This is a genomic window from Zestomonas insulae (genome assembly GCF_016901015.1).
GTDB classification, from domain to species: Bacteria; Pseudomonadota; Gammaproteobacteria; order Pseudomonadales; family Pseudomonadaceae; genus Aquipseudomonas; species Aquipseudomonas insulae.
In genome coordinates, this window is the sequence record NZ_JAFEUP010000006.1 from 357,026 (window position 1) to 371,692 (window position 14,667).

Below are 14,667 nucleotides of genomic sequence, written 5' to 3' on the forward strand. Positions count from 1 at the left end.
CCCCCGGTTACGCAAACCCTGCCACCCGTTGCGGGTGGCGGTCGGGTGGCGGGCCGTTGCTCTACTGGCCAGCAACGGCCGCCGGGCGACTTCCCGCGCGGCGCATCCGTGGATCGACCGACAGAGCCAACCATGTCCCACGCCTACCTCCTGTCCCCCGTGCGTACCCCGATCGGCAAGTTCGGTGGCGGCCTCGCCGCCGTGCCGGCGGCGCAGCTCGCCGCGCGCATCCTCAACGAGGTGCTGCGCCGCACCGGGGTGCCCGCTGAGCGGGTCGACGAAGTGATCGTCGCGCAGTCCTACCAGTCCAGCGAGGCGCCGTGCATGGGCCGCTATGCCGCGTCGCTGGCCGGCCTGCCGGACGCGGTGGCCGGCTATACGGTCGACCGCCGCTGCGGCTCGGGCCTGCAGGCGGTGATCGACGCGGCCATGCAGGTGCAGACCGGCGCCGCCGACTGCCTGCTGGTGGCCGGCGTGGAGAGCATGAGCAACATCGAGTACTACAGCACCGACCTGCGCTGGGGCGCGCGCCTCGGTGACGTGAAATTCCACGACCGTCTCGACCGCGGCCGGGTCAATTCGCAGCCGGTCAGCGTCTACGGCGACTGCCCGGGCGGCGCGGTGGAAACCGCCGAGAACCTGGTGCGCGACTACGGCATCAGCCGCGAGCAGTGCGACCGCTGGGCGCTGGCCAGCCACCAGAAAGCCGCCAGCGCCTGGGCCGAAGGGCGCTTCGATGCGGAAGTGCTGCCCATCGAGGTGGCGCAGCGCAAGGGGCCGGCAGTGCGGGTCAGCCGCGACGAGGGCATCCGTGCGGACGCCAGCTATGAGTCGCTGGCCAAGCTGCCGGCGATCATTCCGGGCGGCACGGTCACCGCCGGCAGCGCCAGCCAGCAGAACGACGCGGCGGCCGGTTGTCTGGTGGTCTCCGAGCGCTTCCTCCACCGACACGCGCTGCGCCCGATGGCGCGCCTGGTCGGCTGGGCCTCGGCCGGCTGCCACCCGCTGCGCATGGGCATCGGCCCGGTGCCGGCGGTGGCCAAGCTGCTGCCGCGCCTCGGCCTGTCGCTGGCCGACATGGACCTGATTGAGGTCAACGAGGCGTTCGCCGGCCAGGTGCTGGCGGTGCTGCGCGAGTGGCAGCTGGAGGACGACCCGCGGGTCAACGTCAACGGCTCGGGCATCTCGCTCGGCCATCCGATCGGCGCCACCGGGCTGCGCATCCTCACCTCGCTGCTCCACGAGATGCAGCGCCGCAATTCTCGCTATGGCCTGGAAACCATGTGCATCGGCGGCGGCCAGGGCCTGGCCGCTGTCTTTGAGCGTGTTTGAAGAGCAGAGCGCGTTTGACTCCCTCACAAGGAAATCCCATGAGCCACGAGATCACTCCCACCGTCGCCGAGCGCCCCTGGCGCGAGCGCGACGGCCGCACCGTACTGCTGGCGCACCGCCGTAGCGGCCACGCCGGCCTGCATTTCCCGCCCCTGCCGCCGACTTCGCCGCTGGCCGAGGGCTGCGAGCTGGTCGAGCTGACTTCCACGCCACGGCTGTACAGCTTCACCGTGGTGCATGCCAGCCCCAAGGCCGGCAAGCCGCCGCAGGCGCTGGGCCTGGCCGACTTCGCCGAGGGCGTGCGGGTGTTCGCCCGCCTGGACTACCCGCAGAAGCGCCGTCCGGCGATCGGCGACGCGCTGCAGCTGTGCCTCGCCGAAACCGACAGCGGCCCGATCTACGTCTTCCGCCCGGAGCACGCCGCATGAGCAAGCCCATCTACATCGCCGGTGTGGCGATGACCCCGTTCGGCCGGCATGCCGCCTCGATGCAGGACCTGACCCAGACCGCGGTGCTCGGCGCCGTGGCCGATGCCGGCGCCGAGCTCGGCGCGGTGCAGGCCTTCTACGCCGCGAACGTGTTCGGCGGCATGGTCCTCGGCCAGGTGCTGCTGCGTGACCTCGGCCTCTCCGGCCTGCCGATCTACAACGTCGAGAACGCCTGCGCCAGCGGCGCCACCGGCGTGCACCTGGCTTGTCACGCGCTGCAGGCCGGCATTTACGACACCGTGGTGGTGTTCGGCGTGGAGAAGCTCACTGCGCTGGGCGGCGGCACCATCCCGCTGCAGCGCAACGACTACATGACCGAGCTGTATGCCCGTGCCGGCATGGCCCTGCCGGCCATCTACGCGATGCGCGGCACCCGTTACCTGCACGAGTTCGGCGTCGGCGCCGAAGTGCTCGGCGAGGTGGCGGTGAAGAACCGTCGCCACGGCGCGCTCAACCCCTATGCGCAGAGCCGCACGGAAGTGAGCCTCGACGAGGTGATGAACTCGCGCATGGTCTTCGACCCGCTGACCCTGCTGCAGTGCTGCCCCTCGGCGGTCGACGGCGCCGCCGCGCTGGTGCTCACCACCAAGGCGCCGAGCCAGGCCAAACCGGTGCGCGTGCTCGCCTCGGTGATCCAGTCCGGGCGTGCCGAAGCCGGCACCGACGACGACATCCTCGCCGCCGAGATCACCGCGCGCGCCGCCCAGCTGGCCTACCGGGAAGCCGGGGTGAGCCCGGCCGACCTCGACGTGGTCGAGCTGCACGACGCCTTCTCGATCGCCGAACTCATCTACTACCACGCCCTCGGCCTGTGCGGTCGCGGCGAAGCCCACGCCCTGCTGCAGAGCGGCGCCACCACCTTCGGCGGGCGCGTGGTGGTCAACCCGTCCGGCGGCCTGCTCGCCAAGGGCCATCCGCTCGGCGCCACCGGCGTGGCGCAGATGGTCGAGGCGGTCTGGCAGCTGCAGGACCGTGCCGGCGAGCGCCAGGCCCACGGCGCCGAGCTGGCGCTGACCCAATGCACCGGCGGCGGCATCGCCGGCGTCGATCACGCGGCCTCGGCCGTTCACATTCTGGGTGTCTGAGGAGTCCCACATGAACCAACAAGTTGCCATCGTCACCGGCGGTGCCCAGGGCATCGGCCTGGGCCTCACCCAAGCGCTGCTGCGCGAGGGCTATCGGGTCGCCATGTTCGACCTCAACGCCGCGGCCATGGACGCCCAGATCAAGCTGGCCGGCGTGCACGCCGAGCGGCTGATGGGCGTGACGGTCGACGTCACCTCCAGCGAGCAGGTGAATGCCGCCGTCGCCGAGGTCAGCGCGTGCTGGAAGAGCCCCGACCTGCTGGTCAACAACGCCGGCCTGACCCGCGACAAGCGCCTGGTCAACCTCAGCGAAGCCGACTGGGACCTGGTCCTCGACGTCAACCTCAAGTCGCAGTTCCTCTGCGCCAAGGCCGTGGTGCCGGGGATGATCGCCCAGGGCTTCGGGCGCATCGTCAACATCTCCTCGCGCGCCTGGCTGGGCGCCTTCGGCCAGGCCAACTACTCGGCGGCCAAGGGCGGCGTGGTCAGCCTGACCCGTTCGCTGGCCATCGAACTGGCCAAGCACGGCATCACCGCCAACGCCGTCGCGCCGGGCGCCATCGACACGCCGATCCTCTCCCCGCTGTCCACCGAACAGCGCGCCAAGATCATGGCCACCATCCCGGTCGGCCGCCTCGGCTTGCCCGAGGACATCGCCCAGGCGGTGTTGCTGTTCGCCAGCCCGAAATCCTCCTACATCACCGGCCAGACGCTCTACGTGTGCGGCGGCCGCTCGCTGTCCAGTCCCAGCGTGTAAGCGCAGGAGTTCCGCATGGCTATCCAGCTCCAGATCAGGGAACGCGTCGCGGTGATTACCCTCGACGCCCCCGAATCGCTCAACGCGCTGACCGTCGGCGACCTGCAGCACCTGCGCAAGGCGCTGCGCGCCTGCCAGGACGACGAGCAGGTGCGCGTCATCGTGCTCACCGGCGCCGGCGACAAGGCGTTCTGCACCGGCGCCAACCTCAAGGCCACCCTGCCACCGGCCAGCGGCTTCATCGGCGGCGCGCTGAAGAGCCTCGAGGCCGAGGCGGAAGAGGGCGGCTACACGCGGCTGATCGACCTCAGCGACCTGCAAATCTGGAAACCGATGATCGCCGCGATCAACGGCTACTGCCTGGGCGGCGGCCTGGAGCTGGCGCTGCAGTGCGACCTGCGCATCGCCGTGCCGAGCGCCTCGTTCGGCCTGCCGGAAGCCAAGGTGGCGAGCATCCCGGCGGTCGGCGGCGTGCAGTACCTGCTGCGCGCGATTCCCGCCGCGCATGCCATGAAGCTGGCGCTGACCGGCGATCGCATCGGCGCCGACGAGGCGCTGCGCCTCGGCCTGATCAGTGATCTGGTGCCCGCCGACGCGCTGCTGCGCAGCGCCCTGGAGATCGCCGAGCGGATCGCCGCCAACGGCCCGCTGGCGGTGCAGGCGATCAAGAAGCTGGCGGTGGAGACCAGTCACCTGGCGCCGCGCGACTTCACCGCCCAGGCCAACCTGCACTGGGGCCTGCTACGCGACAGCGCCGACCGCATCGAGGGCCGCCAGGCCTTCGCCGAGAAGCGCCCGGCCAAGTACACCGGCGCCTGACGCCCCTGCTTTCGAGAGACCGACGATGAACTTTGCCCCCAACGAATCCCAGGAAATGATGATCGACGCGGCCCAGCGCATGGTCCGCGACCGCATCGATCCGGTGCTGAACCGGCATCCGCTGGATAAACCGCTGCCCAAGGCGGCGATGCTGGAGATCTACGCGGCGCTGGCCGACCTCGGCATCACCGCGCCGCGCCTGCCGGTGGAAGTCGGCGGCGGCGGGCTGAAGATGCTCGACTACGGGCTGATCCTCGAACGGCTGCCGGCCATCGTCGCGCTGTCGCTGATCTCCCACGAAGGCACCGTGGCGCGCATCTATTCCGGCTGCCCGGAGGCGATCGCCCAGCAATACCTGCCGGACCTGATCGCCGGGCGCAAGATCGCCTGCACCGCCAACTCCGAGGTCAACGCCGGCTCCGACTCCAACGCGGTGAAGACCCGCATCCGCATCGACGGCGACGCCGCCTACATCAGCGGGCGCAAGATCTGGATCACCAACGCCTCGGTGTGCGACGTGCTCAACGTCTCCTGCACGCTCGGCAGCGACGAGCGCGGCCGGCCGATCGCCCAGCGCGCGCTGGTCGACCGCAGCCAGTCCGAGGTCGAGGTCCGCGAGATTGCGGTCAGCGGCCTGCAGCAGGGCCACCTCAGCGAAGTGCTGTTCGAGGAGACGCGCATTCCGCGCAGCCACCTGATCGGCGAGGCCGGCGACGCGGCCAAGACCCTCACCGTCGGCTGGAACGGCAACCGTCCGCTGATCGGCCTGATGTGCGTGCACCTGGCGCAGCGCGCCTTCGAGCTGTGCGTCGAGTACAGCCGTGTCCGCGAACAGTTCGGCAAGCCGCTGGCCGCGCACCAGCTGGTGCAGAAGGACCTGGCCGACATGGAAACCCTGATCCACACCTCGCGGCTGCTCTGCTACCAGGCGCTCGACGCCATGGACCGCGGCCAGCGCGCCAACGGCACCTCGGCGATGGCCAAGCGCTACGCCACCCAGGCCTGCGAGCGCGCGCTCAACCTGGCCATCGACATCCACGGCGGCATGGGCATCACCCAGGAACTCGGCATCGAACGCATGTGGCGCGACGCGCGGATGTTCCAGGTGCCGGACGGCATGAACGGCATCCTGGCGCTGATCCAGGGTCGCGAAATCACCGGCGTCAGCGCCTTCCGCTGAGCCGCCCCGCGTGGCCGTCCGCGGCCGTGAGCATTTGAGGATTTGTCATGGATTTCACCGTCCCCTCCGAATACGAAGCCTTCGGCGACGCGCTGATCCGCTTCATCGAGCAGGAAGTCGTGCCGTTGGAAAAACAGCACGCGACCCTGCTGCACAACGAGCGCCACACCTACAGCGAGGACGGCCGCTTCGTCCCGGCGGTCAACGCGCTGCGCAAGCAGGTGCGCCTGAAGTCGGCCGAGGCCGGCTTCTACACCGCGCTCGGCGACGAGTCGCTGGGCGGCGGCGGGCTCGGCGCCCAGGCCCAGGTGTACATCCAGGAGCGCCTCAACCACCACGTCGGCCCGACCCGCCACCTGGTGCAGACCGTGGTGCTGCCATCGCCGTTCACCAATGGCCTGACCCCGGTGCTCAAGCACCTCGCCCCGGAAGTCTTCGCGCGCTACAGCGAGCAGATCGCCAGCGGCGAGAAGACCCTGTGTTTCGGCCTGTCCGAACCGGACGCCGGCTCCGACGTGTTCGGCATGCGCACCCGCGCGGTGCGCGACGGCGACCACTGGGTGCTCAATGGCAGCAAGCAGTGGATCACCAACGCGCCGTACGCCGACTACGCGATGCTCTTCGCGGTCACCGACGAGAGCCTGGCGCGTGCCGGGCGCGGCGGCATCACCGGTTTCTTCCTGGCCACCGACACGCCCGGTTTCTCGGTGCCGAGCACCATCCCGACCATGGGCCACCTGGGCGCCGACATCGGCATCATCAGCCTGGACAACGTGCGCGTGCCGCACAGCCAGGTGCTCGGTGAAGTGGATCGCGGCCTGGCCGTGGCGATGGACGGGGTCAACGCCGGCCGCGTCGGCATGGCCGCCGCCTGCCTGGGCCTGGCGCGCTGGGCGCTGGACCAGGCGCTGGAGTACGCCAAGGTGCGCAAGACCTTCGGCCAGCCGATCGCCGAGCACCAGATGGTGCAGGCCATGCTCGCCGAGTGCGCCATGGACATCTACGCCAGCAAAGCCATGATCCAGCACTGCGCGTGGCTGCTCGACGCAGGCAAGCCGGCGACCAAGGAAGTCTCGATCATCAAGGCCGCGGCCACCGAGATGCTCTGCCGGGTCATGGACCGCTGCATGCAGGTGCATGGCGGCATGGGCCTGACCAACGAACTGCGCCTGGAGGAGGGCTTCCGCTACGCGCGCACCATGCGCATCCCGGACGGCACCTCGGAAATTCAGCGGCGCACCATCGCCAAGCGCCTGCTGGCCGGCGACACCGCGTTCTAAACCCGATTCGAGCGAGCCGAGGAGGCATTCGTGGCCCACTTTCATCCATATCCGAGCGCTGCCGATGTGTGCGAACGACCGCGCGGCACCCTGCGCGTCAACCCGGCGCATGCCGCGCTGGTGCCGTCACGCCACGTCGACGTGCCCGAAACCAGCGTCTTCCAGCACCTGGCGGTCGCCGCCGCGCGCTATCCGCAGAAGACCGCGATCCAGTTCTACGGCGCCAGCTATAGCTACGCCGAGCTGCTGCGCGACGTCGAGCACATGGCCGGTTACCTGCAGCAGGTCTGCGGCGTGCAGCGCGGCGACCGGGTGGTGGTGTTCAGCCAGAACTGCCCGCAGTTCATCGCCGCCTATTTCGCCATCCTGAGGGCCGACGCGGTGCTGGTGCCGGCCAACGCCATGCTGCTGCAGGACGAGCTGGCGCACATCGTCAGCGACAGCGGCGCGGTCGCCGCCTTCGTCGCCCAGGAACTGCTCGACCAGGTCACGCCGCTGCTCGGCAGCACCTGCCTGCAGCAGGTCATCGTGCATGCCTATGGCGACGCGCTGGGCGACGATGACGCCGGCCTGAATATTCCCGACTGGCTGCGTGCCCGCTCGAACCTGGCGCTGGCGCAACCCGGCGTGGCGCTGTGGAATACCGCTCTGGCTGAACAGCGTCAGCCGGCGCCACACCAGGCCGGCCCGGACGACCTGTGCATGCTGCCCTACACCTCGGGAACCACCGGAAAGCCCAAGGCCTGCGTGCACAGCCACCGCACGGTGTCGACCTCGTTCGTCGGTTCCAGCCTGTGGCGACCGACCAACGCCTCCTCGGTGTTCCTCGCCGTGGCGCCGCTGTTCCACCTGCTCGGCCTGCAGACCAACGTCAACGCGGCGATCTTCAACGGCAGCAGCATCGTGCTGATGGCGCGCTGGGACCGCGAGAACGCCGCCGCGCTGATCGAGCGCTACGCGGTGAGCTTCTGGGCGGCGCTGCCGACCATGCTGGTGGATTTCTTCGCCCAGCCCGGCATCGAGCAGCGCGACCTGTCCAGCCTGGCGCTGATCACCGGCGGCGGCGCCGCCACGCCGCAGCACATCAACGACCTGCTCAAGCAGCGCTACGGCCTCGACTACATCGAAGGCTACGGCATGACCGAGACCGCCTCGTTCCTCTGCACCAACCCGTACTTCGCGCCGCGGCGCGGCTGCCTGGGCATCCCGACCTACGGCGTGGAGCTGCGCATCGTCGATCCGGACAGCCTCGAGGCGGTGGCCACGGGTGAGGTCGGCGAGATCATCGTGCATGCCGCGCAGGTCATGCTCGGCTACTGGAACAACGAGAAAGCCAACGCGGACAGCTTCGTGGTTCTCGACGGCAAGCACTTCCTGCGCACCGGCGACCTGGCCAGCTGCGGCGAGGACGGCTACGTGACCATGCGTGATCGGCTCAAGCGGATGATCAACGCCTCGGGGTTCAAGGTCTGGCCGGCGGAGATCGAGGCCATGCTCGGCGCGCATCCGGCGATTCTCGAGGCCTGCGTGATCGCCGTGCCGGACCAGCACCGCGGCGAGACGGTCAAGGCGGTGGTAACCCTGCGCGCCGGCGCCGCAGAGACCACCGACAGTCTACTCGCCTGGTGCCGCGCCAACATGGCGACCTACAAGACGCCACGCCTGATGGAGATCGTCGACAGCCTGCCGAAGAACGCCACCGGCAAGATTGCCTGGCGCGAGCTGCAGGAAGCCGAACTGGCCAAACGCGCCTGAACGGCGCGCCACCGATAACAAGAGAGTCCCCGCATGTACCTGACCCAAGGCCTGCAGCGCGCGCTGCAACAGACCCCTGAGCGCCTCGTGACCCTCTGCGGCGAGCGCCGGCGCACCTTCCGCGAGTTCGGCGAGCGGGTCGCCCGCCTGGCTGGCGCCCTGCAGCAGCTCGGCATGGCCCCCGGCGACCGGGTCGGCATGCTGGCGCTGAACTCCGATCGCTACCTCGAGTACATGCATGCGACCTGGTGGGGCGGCGGCGTGCTCAATCCGGTGAACATCCGCTGGGCGGTGCCGGAAGTGGTGTATTCGCTGGACGACTGCGCCACCGGCATCCTGTTCGTCGACGACCACTTCCTGCCGCTGGTCGAGGGCATCCGCGCCAGCGCCAAGCGCGCGCCGCTGTTCATCTACGCCGGCGACGGCCAGGCGCCGGCCGGCATGCTCTGCCACGAGCAACTGATCGCCGAGCACGCGCCGATCGCCGATGCCGGGCGCGGCGGCGACGACCTCGCCTGCGTGATGTACACCGGCGGCACCACCGGCTTCCCCAAGGGCGTGATGCAGAGCCACATGAACCTCTGGTCGGCATGCATCCAGCGCATGGCGGAGATTCCGCAGAACGCCGACAACCGCGACCTGATCGTCATGCCGCTGTTCCACGTCGCCGCGCTGGCGCGGGTGGTCTCCGGCTTCATCTGCGGCGGCTCGTTCGTCCTGCTGCCGAGTTTCGAGCCGGCGCAGCTGCTCGCCACCATCGAGGCGGAGCGGGTCAGCGACTCGATTTTGGTGCCGACCATGATCCAGGCCTTGCTCGTCCATCCGGACTTCGCCAAGCGCGACCTCGGCAGCCTCAAGCGCCTGACCTATGGCGCCTCGCCGACCGCCGGGGAGATGGTCGAGCAGCTGCTGGGCGCCTTGCCGGAGCTGCAGCTGTCGCACTCCTATGGCCTCACCGAGGCCTGCCCGATCGTCTCCAGCAACCCGCCGGAAAACCATACGGCGGAGGCGCGCCGCAGTGGCCTGAGCCGTTCGGTCGGCCGTGGCGGTTTCGGCGTGCTGGTGCGCATCGTCGACGAGCAGGGTGCGGAAGTGCCGCGCGGCACGGTCGGCGAGATCATCGTGCGCGGGCCGAACATCATGCAGGGCTACTGGAACAAGCCGGAGGAGACTACCAAGGCGTTGCGCGGCGGCTGGCTGCGCACCGGCGACGGTGCCTACATGGACGAGGCGGGCTACCTGTACATCGTCGACCGCCTCAAGGACATGATCGTCAGCGGCGGCGAGAACATCTATTCGGCCGAGGTGGAGAACGCCATCGCCCGCCACCCGGCGGTGGCCATGTGTGCGGTGGTCGGCGTGCCGCACGAGCAGTGGGGTGAGGCGGTGCACGCGGTGGTGGTACCCAAGCCCGGCGTGGCGCTCGGCGAGGACGAGGTGCGCGCGCACTGCCGTGAATTCGTCGCCGGCTACAAATGCCCGAAGAGCGTGGAGTTCCGCGCGGCACTGCCGCTCAGCGGCGCCGGCAAGATCCTCAAGCGCGAGCTGCGCGAACCGTTCTGGGCCGGCAAGGCACGGGGGGTGAACTGATGAGCGCGAGCGCAATGGCACAGGTGCCAGCCGGTTTCTCCGCGCTGCAGGCACCGCCCGGTTTCGTGCGCTACTGCGGCGGCTTCCACTTCCACGACGAGCTGCCGCTGGTCGCGGTGCGGATAGTCGCCGACCACCTCAACTCGGTGCGCATCGTCCACGGCGGCTTCCTCGCCACCGTGGCCGACACCGCCTTCGGCCTGGTGCTCAAGCGTGCGCTGGGCACCCCGGTGCCGCCGATCACCGTCAGCTTGACCGTCGACTACCTGGCCGCGGCGCGCGAAGGCGACTGGCTGGAGGCGCATGTCGAGGTGCTGAAGGTCGGGCGCAGCTTCGTGAATGCCAGCTGCCTGCTCAAGGTCGGCGAGCGCCCGGTGCTGCGCGCCAGCGCGGTATTCACCGTCTGGCAGGGGCAAGTGCCGCCCGCCTGAACCGCTAGCGGTTCAGTTCGTAGGCGCACATGTTGACCGTCGTCGCCAGGTTCAGCGATTCGATGGCGCCGCAGCCGGCAATGGTGAACGGCTCCGCGTTGAGCGCGAGCAGTTGCTCGCGGGGTACACCGCGCGCCTCGTTGCCAAACAGGTAGCAGTCGAAACTCTTGAAGCTGGCGGACTGCACGCGCTCGCCGTGCATATCCAGGCAGGCGATGCGCGTGAAGCGGCTGCGCAGCGAGTCCAGCGGCACATCCAGCTCCAGCGGCGCATGGAAGATCGCACCCATGCTGGAACGCACCACTTTCGGGTTGTACGGATCGACGCTGCCGGGGCTGAGCAGGCAGCGGAAATTGCCGAACCAGGCCAGGGTGCGCAGGATGGTGCCGAGATTGCCCGGGTCCTGGATTTCGTGCAGGTAGATGGCGCGCTCATGCGCAGCGGGCACGGCCGCCGGCGTGGCGCTCGCCGGCATCGGCACCAGCGCGATGATGCCCTGCGGGGTCTGGGTGTCGGCGATCTGCGCCATCTGCCGGTCGCTGATCACATGGGTCTTGAACGGGCTCTGCCAGTGCTCGTGGGCGCTGGTGACGTACAGCTCGCTGCGCTGCAGCTGCGGGTTGTGCACGGCCGCCTTCTGCAGTTCCAAAATCAGGTGCTCGCCTTCCACCAGAAAATGCCCGAACTCGGCGCGGTACTTCTTCTGCTGGAGTTTCTTGATGTCGTCGAATTTCATCGCGGCGGCGCTCAGTGGCTCGGTTCGGACAGCAGCGATTTGGCCACCGCTTCGGCGACCTTGATGCCATCCACGCCCGCCGAGAGGATACCGCCGGCATAACCGGCGCCTTCACCGGCCGGGTACAGGCCTTTCAGGTTGAGGCTCTGCAGGGAGTCGTGGTCGCGGGTGATGCGTACCGGCGAGGAGGTGCGGGTCTCGATGCCGGTGAGCACCGCGTCATCGCGATCGAAACCGCGGATCTGCTTGCCGAAGGCCGGCAGCGCCTCGCGGATCGCCTCGATCGCGTATTCCGGCAGCGACGGCGCCAGGTCGCCGAGGCGCACGCCGGGCTTGTAGGAGGGTTCCACCTCGCCAAACTCGCTCGACGGCTTGCCGCGAATGAAGTCGCCGACCAGTTGTGCAGGCGCGCAGTAATCGCTGCCGCCCAGCTCGTAGGCGCGGGATTCCAGGCGCTCCTGGAACTCGACGCCGGCCAGCGGGCCGCCGGGGAAATCCTGCTCCGGATTGATGCCGACCACGATGCCGGCATTCGCATTGCGTTCGTTACGCGAGTACTGGCTCATGCCGTTGGTCACCACACGCCCCGGCTCGGACGTGGCGGCCACCACGGTGCCGCCCGGGCACATGCAGAAGCTGTACACGGCGCGGCCGTTCTTGGCGTGGTGCACCAGCTTGTAGTCGGCGGCGCCGAGCTCCGGATGGCCGGCGTACTTGCCCAGGCGCGCCTTGTCGATCAGGCCTTGCGGGTGCTCGATGCGGAAACCCACGGCAAACGGCTTGGCCTCGATGAACACGCCCTGGCGATGCAGCATGCGGAAGGTATCGCGCGAGCTGTGGCCGAGCGCCAGCACCACATGGCGGCTGCGCAGGGTTTCGCCACTGGCGAGCACCACGCCTTCAAGCTGGCCGTCGTCGATCAGCAGGTCGGTGACCTTGCTCTCGAAACGCACCTCGCCGCCGAGGGCGATGATCTCCTCGCGCATCGCGGCGACCACGCCGGTAAGGCGGAAGGTACCGATGTGCGGCTTGCTGACGTACATGATCTCGTCCGGCGCGCCGGCGCGAACGAACTCGTGCATCACCTTGCGGGCGTAGAACTTGGGGTCCTTGATCTGGCTGTACAGCTTGCCGTCGGAGAACAGGCCGGCACCGCCCTCGCCGAACTGCACGTTGGATTCCGGGGTCAGGACCTTCTTGCGCCACAGAGCCCAGGTGTCCTTGGTACGGCTGCGCACATCCTTGCCGCGCTCCAGCACGATGGGCTTGAAGCCCATCTGCGCGAGCAGCAGCGCGGCGAACAGGCCGCAGGGGCCGAAACCCACCACCAGCGGGCGCTCGGTCAGATCGGCCGGCGCCTGTCCGACCGGATAGTAATGGGTGTCCGGAGCGGGCCGTACGTTGTGGTCATCGGCCAGGCGCGCCAGGATCGCCGCCTCTTCGCGGACCTCGAGATCGATGATGTAGATGAACAGAATGATGCTGTTCTTCTTGCGCGCATCGTAGCTGCGCTTGAACACGGTGAAGTTCAGCAGCTCGGCGTCGCTGATGTTCAGGCGTTGGACGATGGCCGCGCGCAGTTCATCGGCGGAATGATCGAGGGGCAGGGACAGTTCGTTGATGCGAATCATGGCGATAATCCTGGCCGGTGACTCCGGCAAAGGAAGCAGAAGAGGGGGTAAGACGCGAATTGTACCCGTCGCCACTCACCCCTGTCAGGCGCGGCCGGACGGGTGCTGCCGGAGGCGCCTGCCCGGTGGATGCAACCTGCGCAGCATTATCAGCATATAATTGCCGCCATTTTGCGCCCAACAGCGTGCTTCTGTTCGCGCCGTTGACCCGCTCCTCACTTTGATTTTCCCTGGCTCTCTCATGAAACGATCCAAAAGCAGCAGCCGCTGGCTGAACGAACACGTCAACGATCCCTACGTTAAACGGGCGCAGAAGGACGGCCTGCGCTCGCGCTCCAGCTACAAGCTGATCGAGCTGAACGAGAAGGACCGCTTGATCCGCCCCGGCATGCTGATCATGGACCTGGGCTCGGCGCCGGGCGGCTGGTCGCAGGTGGCCGGCAAGCTGGTGGGCGAGAAGGGCCGGGTGATCGCCACCGACATCCTGCCGATGGACCCGCTGGACAACGTCGACTTCATTCAGGGCGACTTCACGGACGACGCGGTGTTCCAGCAGCTGCTCGACAAGCTCGGCGGCCGGCAGGCCGACCTGATCGTCTCCGACATCGCCCCCAACATCAGCGGCGTCGCGGCCGCCGACCAGGCCGCCTCGATGTATCTGGTCGAACTCACCCTCGACATGGTGCGCCAGGTGCTCAAGCCCGGCGGCAACTACGCGGTGAAAGTCTTCCAGGGCGAAGGCTCCGACGAGTTCCTCAAGGACGTGCGCACCTCCTTCGAGAAGGTGGTGATCCGCAAACCAGAAGCCTCGCGACCGCGCTCGCGGGAGGTTTATCTGGTTGGTAAAGGCTTCAAGGGCTAAGGCGGCAGCGTCGCTCAAGGGCGATCGGTCGGACGCGAAATCGCAATCGTGAGTAAGGGCATCGAAACCCCGCGCAGAGCGGGGTTTTGCTTTTCTGGGCGTCTGCAGAGATAGGTGCGCCGCACCTGCCATTGGTTCGGGGTCTGCTAGCTGTGCTTCACGACGTTTTCGACACCCAAAGAAAAAGCCCCTGAAAATTCTTTGGATTTTCAGGGGCTTGATTTGGTGGAGCCGGGGGGATTTGAACCCCCGTCCGCCAGCTCTCCGCTATCGGTTCTACATGCTTAGCCATCTCTACTGAGTTAACTCCGCGCGGCCCGAGTGGCAGGGCGCTTGGAGCGAGCTGCATAAGTTTTAGCCGTTACACCTGCAGCGAGCTTGGCGGCGATCCTGTTCTATCTGACTGACCTAATCGTCGGGTTTACAGGCATCCCCTAGGGTCAGCTAGCGGCACTTAGGCGGCTAGAGCGTAGTTGTCGTCGTTGGCAACTATAAAGTTGTGGCAGCGGATTTACGAGAACTGTCACCTACTCGGCATGCCCCTCAAGTTTTGCTACCGGCGTCGAATCCTAATCGGCCCCAAAACCTCTGTGCGAGCACAGGGGGACTTGCAGTGTACGGCAAAGGGGGCGGGGCGTCGACCGCCGCCTGTGTGGCCGAGGGCGACGCGCGGCTCAAGCACCGTGCGTCCCGCCGATTCGCAGGATCGCCTTTAGCCTCT

The 14,667-nt window shown here is 68.1% G+C and carries 13 protein-coding genes and 1 other RNA gene; 11 read left to right on the top strand and 3 right to left on the bottom strand.

Annotation, left to right across the window (positions count from 1 at the left end):
• Window positions 1–132: 132 nt before the first annotated feature.
• Genes JQX08_RS20100 through JQX08_RS20145 form a run of 10 tightly spaced genes read left to right on the top strand, consistent with a single transcriptional unit; the run spans window position 133 to window position 10,717 of the window.
• On the top strand, window positions 133–1,332 hold the full coding sequence (locus tag JQX08_RS20100; RefSeq protein ID WP_205350201.1) for an acetyl-CoA C-acetyltransferase: 1,200 nt from the start codon (window positions 133–135) through the stop codon (window positions 1,330–1,332).
• A 38-nt stretch (window positions 1,333–1,370) separates the two neighbouring features.
• Window positions 1,371–1,760: a Zn-ribbon domain-containing OB-fold protein gene (locus JQX08_RS20105; protein ID WP_205350202.1), complete on the top strand. Its 390-nt coding sequence runs from the start codon at window positions 1,371–1,373 to the stop codon at window positions 1,758–1,760.
• Entirely contained in the window at window positions 1,757–2,905 is a 1,149-nt protein-coding gene (locus JQX08_RS20110) for a thiolase family protein (protein WP_205350203.1), read from the top strand. Before JQX08_RS20105 ends, JQX08_RS20110 begins: the two co-directional genes overlap by 4 nt.
• 10 nt (window positions 2,906–2,915) lie before the next feature.
• Window positions 2,916–3,662, top strand: a complete 747-nt coding sequence (locus JQX08_RS20115; RefSeq protein ID WP_205350204.1) for an SDR family oxidoreductase — start codon at window positions 2,916–2,918, stop codon at window positions 3,660–3,662.
• Between the two features lie 15 nt (window positions 3,663–3,677).
• Complete coding sequence (locus JQX08_RS20120) at window positions 3,678–4,481, top strand: enoyl-CoA hydratase/isomerase family protein (RefSeq protein WP_205350205.1); 804 nt, start codon at window positions 3,678–3,680, stop codon at window positions 4,479–4,481.
• A gap of 25 nt (window positions 4,482–4,506) precedes the next feature.
• On the top strand, window positions 4,507–5,661 hold the full coding sequence (locus JQX08_RS20125) for an acyl-CoA dehydrogenase family protein (protein WP_205350206.1): 1,155 nt from the start codon (window positions 4,507–4,509) through the stop codon (window positions 5,659–5,661).
• Window positions 5,662–5,708: 47 nt separating this feature from the next.
• Complete coding sequence (locus JQX08_RS20130; protein WP_205350207.1) at window positions 5,709–6,941, top strand: acyl-CoA dehydrogenase family protein; 1,233 nt, start codon at window positions 5,709–5,711, stop codon at window positions 6,939–6,941.
• Window positions 6,942–6,971: 30 nt separating this feature from the next.
• Entirely contained in the window at window positions 6,972–8,696 is a 1,725-nt protein-coding gene (locus JQX08_RS20135; protein ID WP_205350208.1) for a long-chain-fatty-acid--CoA ligase, read from the top strand.
• A gap of 33 nt (window positions 8,697–8,729) precedes the next feature.
• On the top strand, window positions 8,730–10,286 hold the full coding sequence (locus tag JQX08_RS20140) for a long-chain-fatty-acid--CoA ligase (RefSeq protein WP_205350209.1): 1,557 nt from the start codon (window positions 8,730–8,732) through the stop codon (window positions 10,284–10,286).
• Entirely contained in the window at window positions 10,286–10,717 is a 432-nt protein-coding gene (locus tag JQX08_RS20145) for a PaaI family thioesterase (protein ID WP_205350210.1), read from the top strand. Before JQX08_RS20140 ends, JQX08_RS20145 begins: the two co-directional genes overlap by 1 nt.
• A gap of 4 nt (window positions 10,718–10,721) precedes the next feature.
• Here JQX08_RS20145 and JQX08_RS20150 read toward each other — a convergent pair whose 3' ends face one another.
• Window positions 10,722–11,453: a TrmH family RNA methyltransferase gene (locus tag JQX08_RS20150; RefSeq protein WP_205350211.1), complete on the bottom strand. Its 732-nt coding sequence runs from the start codon at window positions 11,451–11,453 to the stop codon at window positions 10,722–10,724.
• Window positions 11,454–11,464: 11 nt separating this feature from the next.
• Window positions 11,465–13,084 carry an NAD(P)/FAD-dependent oxidoreductase gene (locus tag JQX08_RS20155; protein WP_205350212.1) on the bottom strand — a complete coding sequence of 540 codons (1,620 nt, stop codon included), beginning with the start codon at window positions 13,082–13,084 and terminating at the stop codon, window positions 11,465–11,467.
• Window positions 13,085–13,325: 241 nt separating this feature from the next.
• On the opposite strand from JQX08_RS20155, the gene rlmE reads away from it, so the two are divergent.
• Window positions 13,326–13,946, top strand: a complete 621-nt coding sequence (gene rlmE / locus JQX08_RS20160) for a 23S rRNA (uridine(2552)-2'-O)-methyltransferase RlmE (RefSeq protein WP_205350213.1) — start codon at window positions 13,326–13,328, stop codon at window positions 13,944–13,946.
• Between the two features lie 223 nt (window positions 13,947–14,169).
• On the opposite strand, the gene ssrA is transcribed toward rlmE, so the two are convergent.
• Window positions 14,170–14,527: a transfer-messenger RNA gene (ssrA, locus tag JQX08_RS20165) on the bottom strand.
• Window positions 14,528–14,667: the final 140 nt, after the last annotated feature.

Excerpts from the sequence above, each read along its gene's own strand:
- JQX08_RS20105 (WP_205350202.1), top strand. The coding sequence starts at position 1,371 with ATGAGCCACGAGATCACTCCCACCGTCGCCGAGCGCCCCTGGCGCGAG.
- JQX08_RS20115 (WP_205350204.1), top strand. The coding sequence starts at position 2,916 with ATGAACCAACAAGTTGCCATCGTCACCGGCGGTGCCCAGGGCATCGGC.
- JQX08_RS20140 (WP_205350209.1), top strand. The coding sequence starts at position 8,730 with ATGTACCTGACCCAAGGCCTGCAGCGCGCGCTGCAACAGACCCCTGAG.
- JQX08_RS20150 (WP_205350211.1), bottom strand. The coding sequence starts at position 11,453 with ATGAAATTCGACGACATCAAGAAACTCCAGCAGAAGAAGTACCGCGCC.
- JQX08_RS20155 (WP_205350212.1), bottom strand. The coding sequence starts at position 13,084 with ATGATTCGCATCAACGAACTGTCCCTGCCCCTCGATCATTCCGCCGAT.
- JQX08_RS20110 (WP_205350203.1), top strand. The coding sequence starts at position 1,757 with ATGAGCAAGCCCATCTACATCGCCGGTGTGGCGATGACCCCGTTCGGC.
- JQX08_RS20130 (WP_205350207.1), top strand. The coding sequence starts at position 5,709 with ATGGATTTCACCGTCCCCTCCGAATACGAAGCCTTCGGCGACGCGCTG.
- JQX08_RS20145 (WP_205350210.1), top strand. The coding sequence starts at position 10,286 with ATGAGCGCGAGCGCAATGGCACAGGTGCCAGCCGGTTTCTCCGCGCTG.
- JQX08_RS20125 (WP_205350206.1), top strand. The coding sequence starts at position 4,507 with ATGAACTTTGCCCCCAACGAATCCCAGGAAATGATGATCGACGCGGCC.
- JQX08_RS20120 (WP_205350205.1), top strand. The coding sequence starts at position 3,678 with ATGGCTATCCAGCTCCAGATCAGGGAACGCGTCGCGGTGATTACCCTC.
- rlmE (WP_205350213.1), top strand. The coding sequence starts at position 13,326 with ATGAAACGATCCAAAAGCAGCAGCCGCTGGCTGAACGAACACGTCAAC.
- JQX08_RS20100 (WP_205350201.1), top strand. The coding sequence starts at position 133 with ATGTCCCACGCCTACCTCCTGTCCCCCGTGCGTACCCCGATCGGCAAG.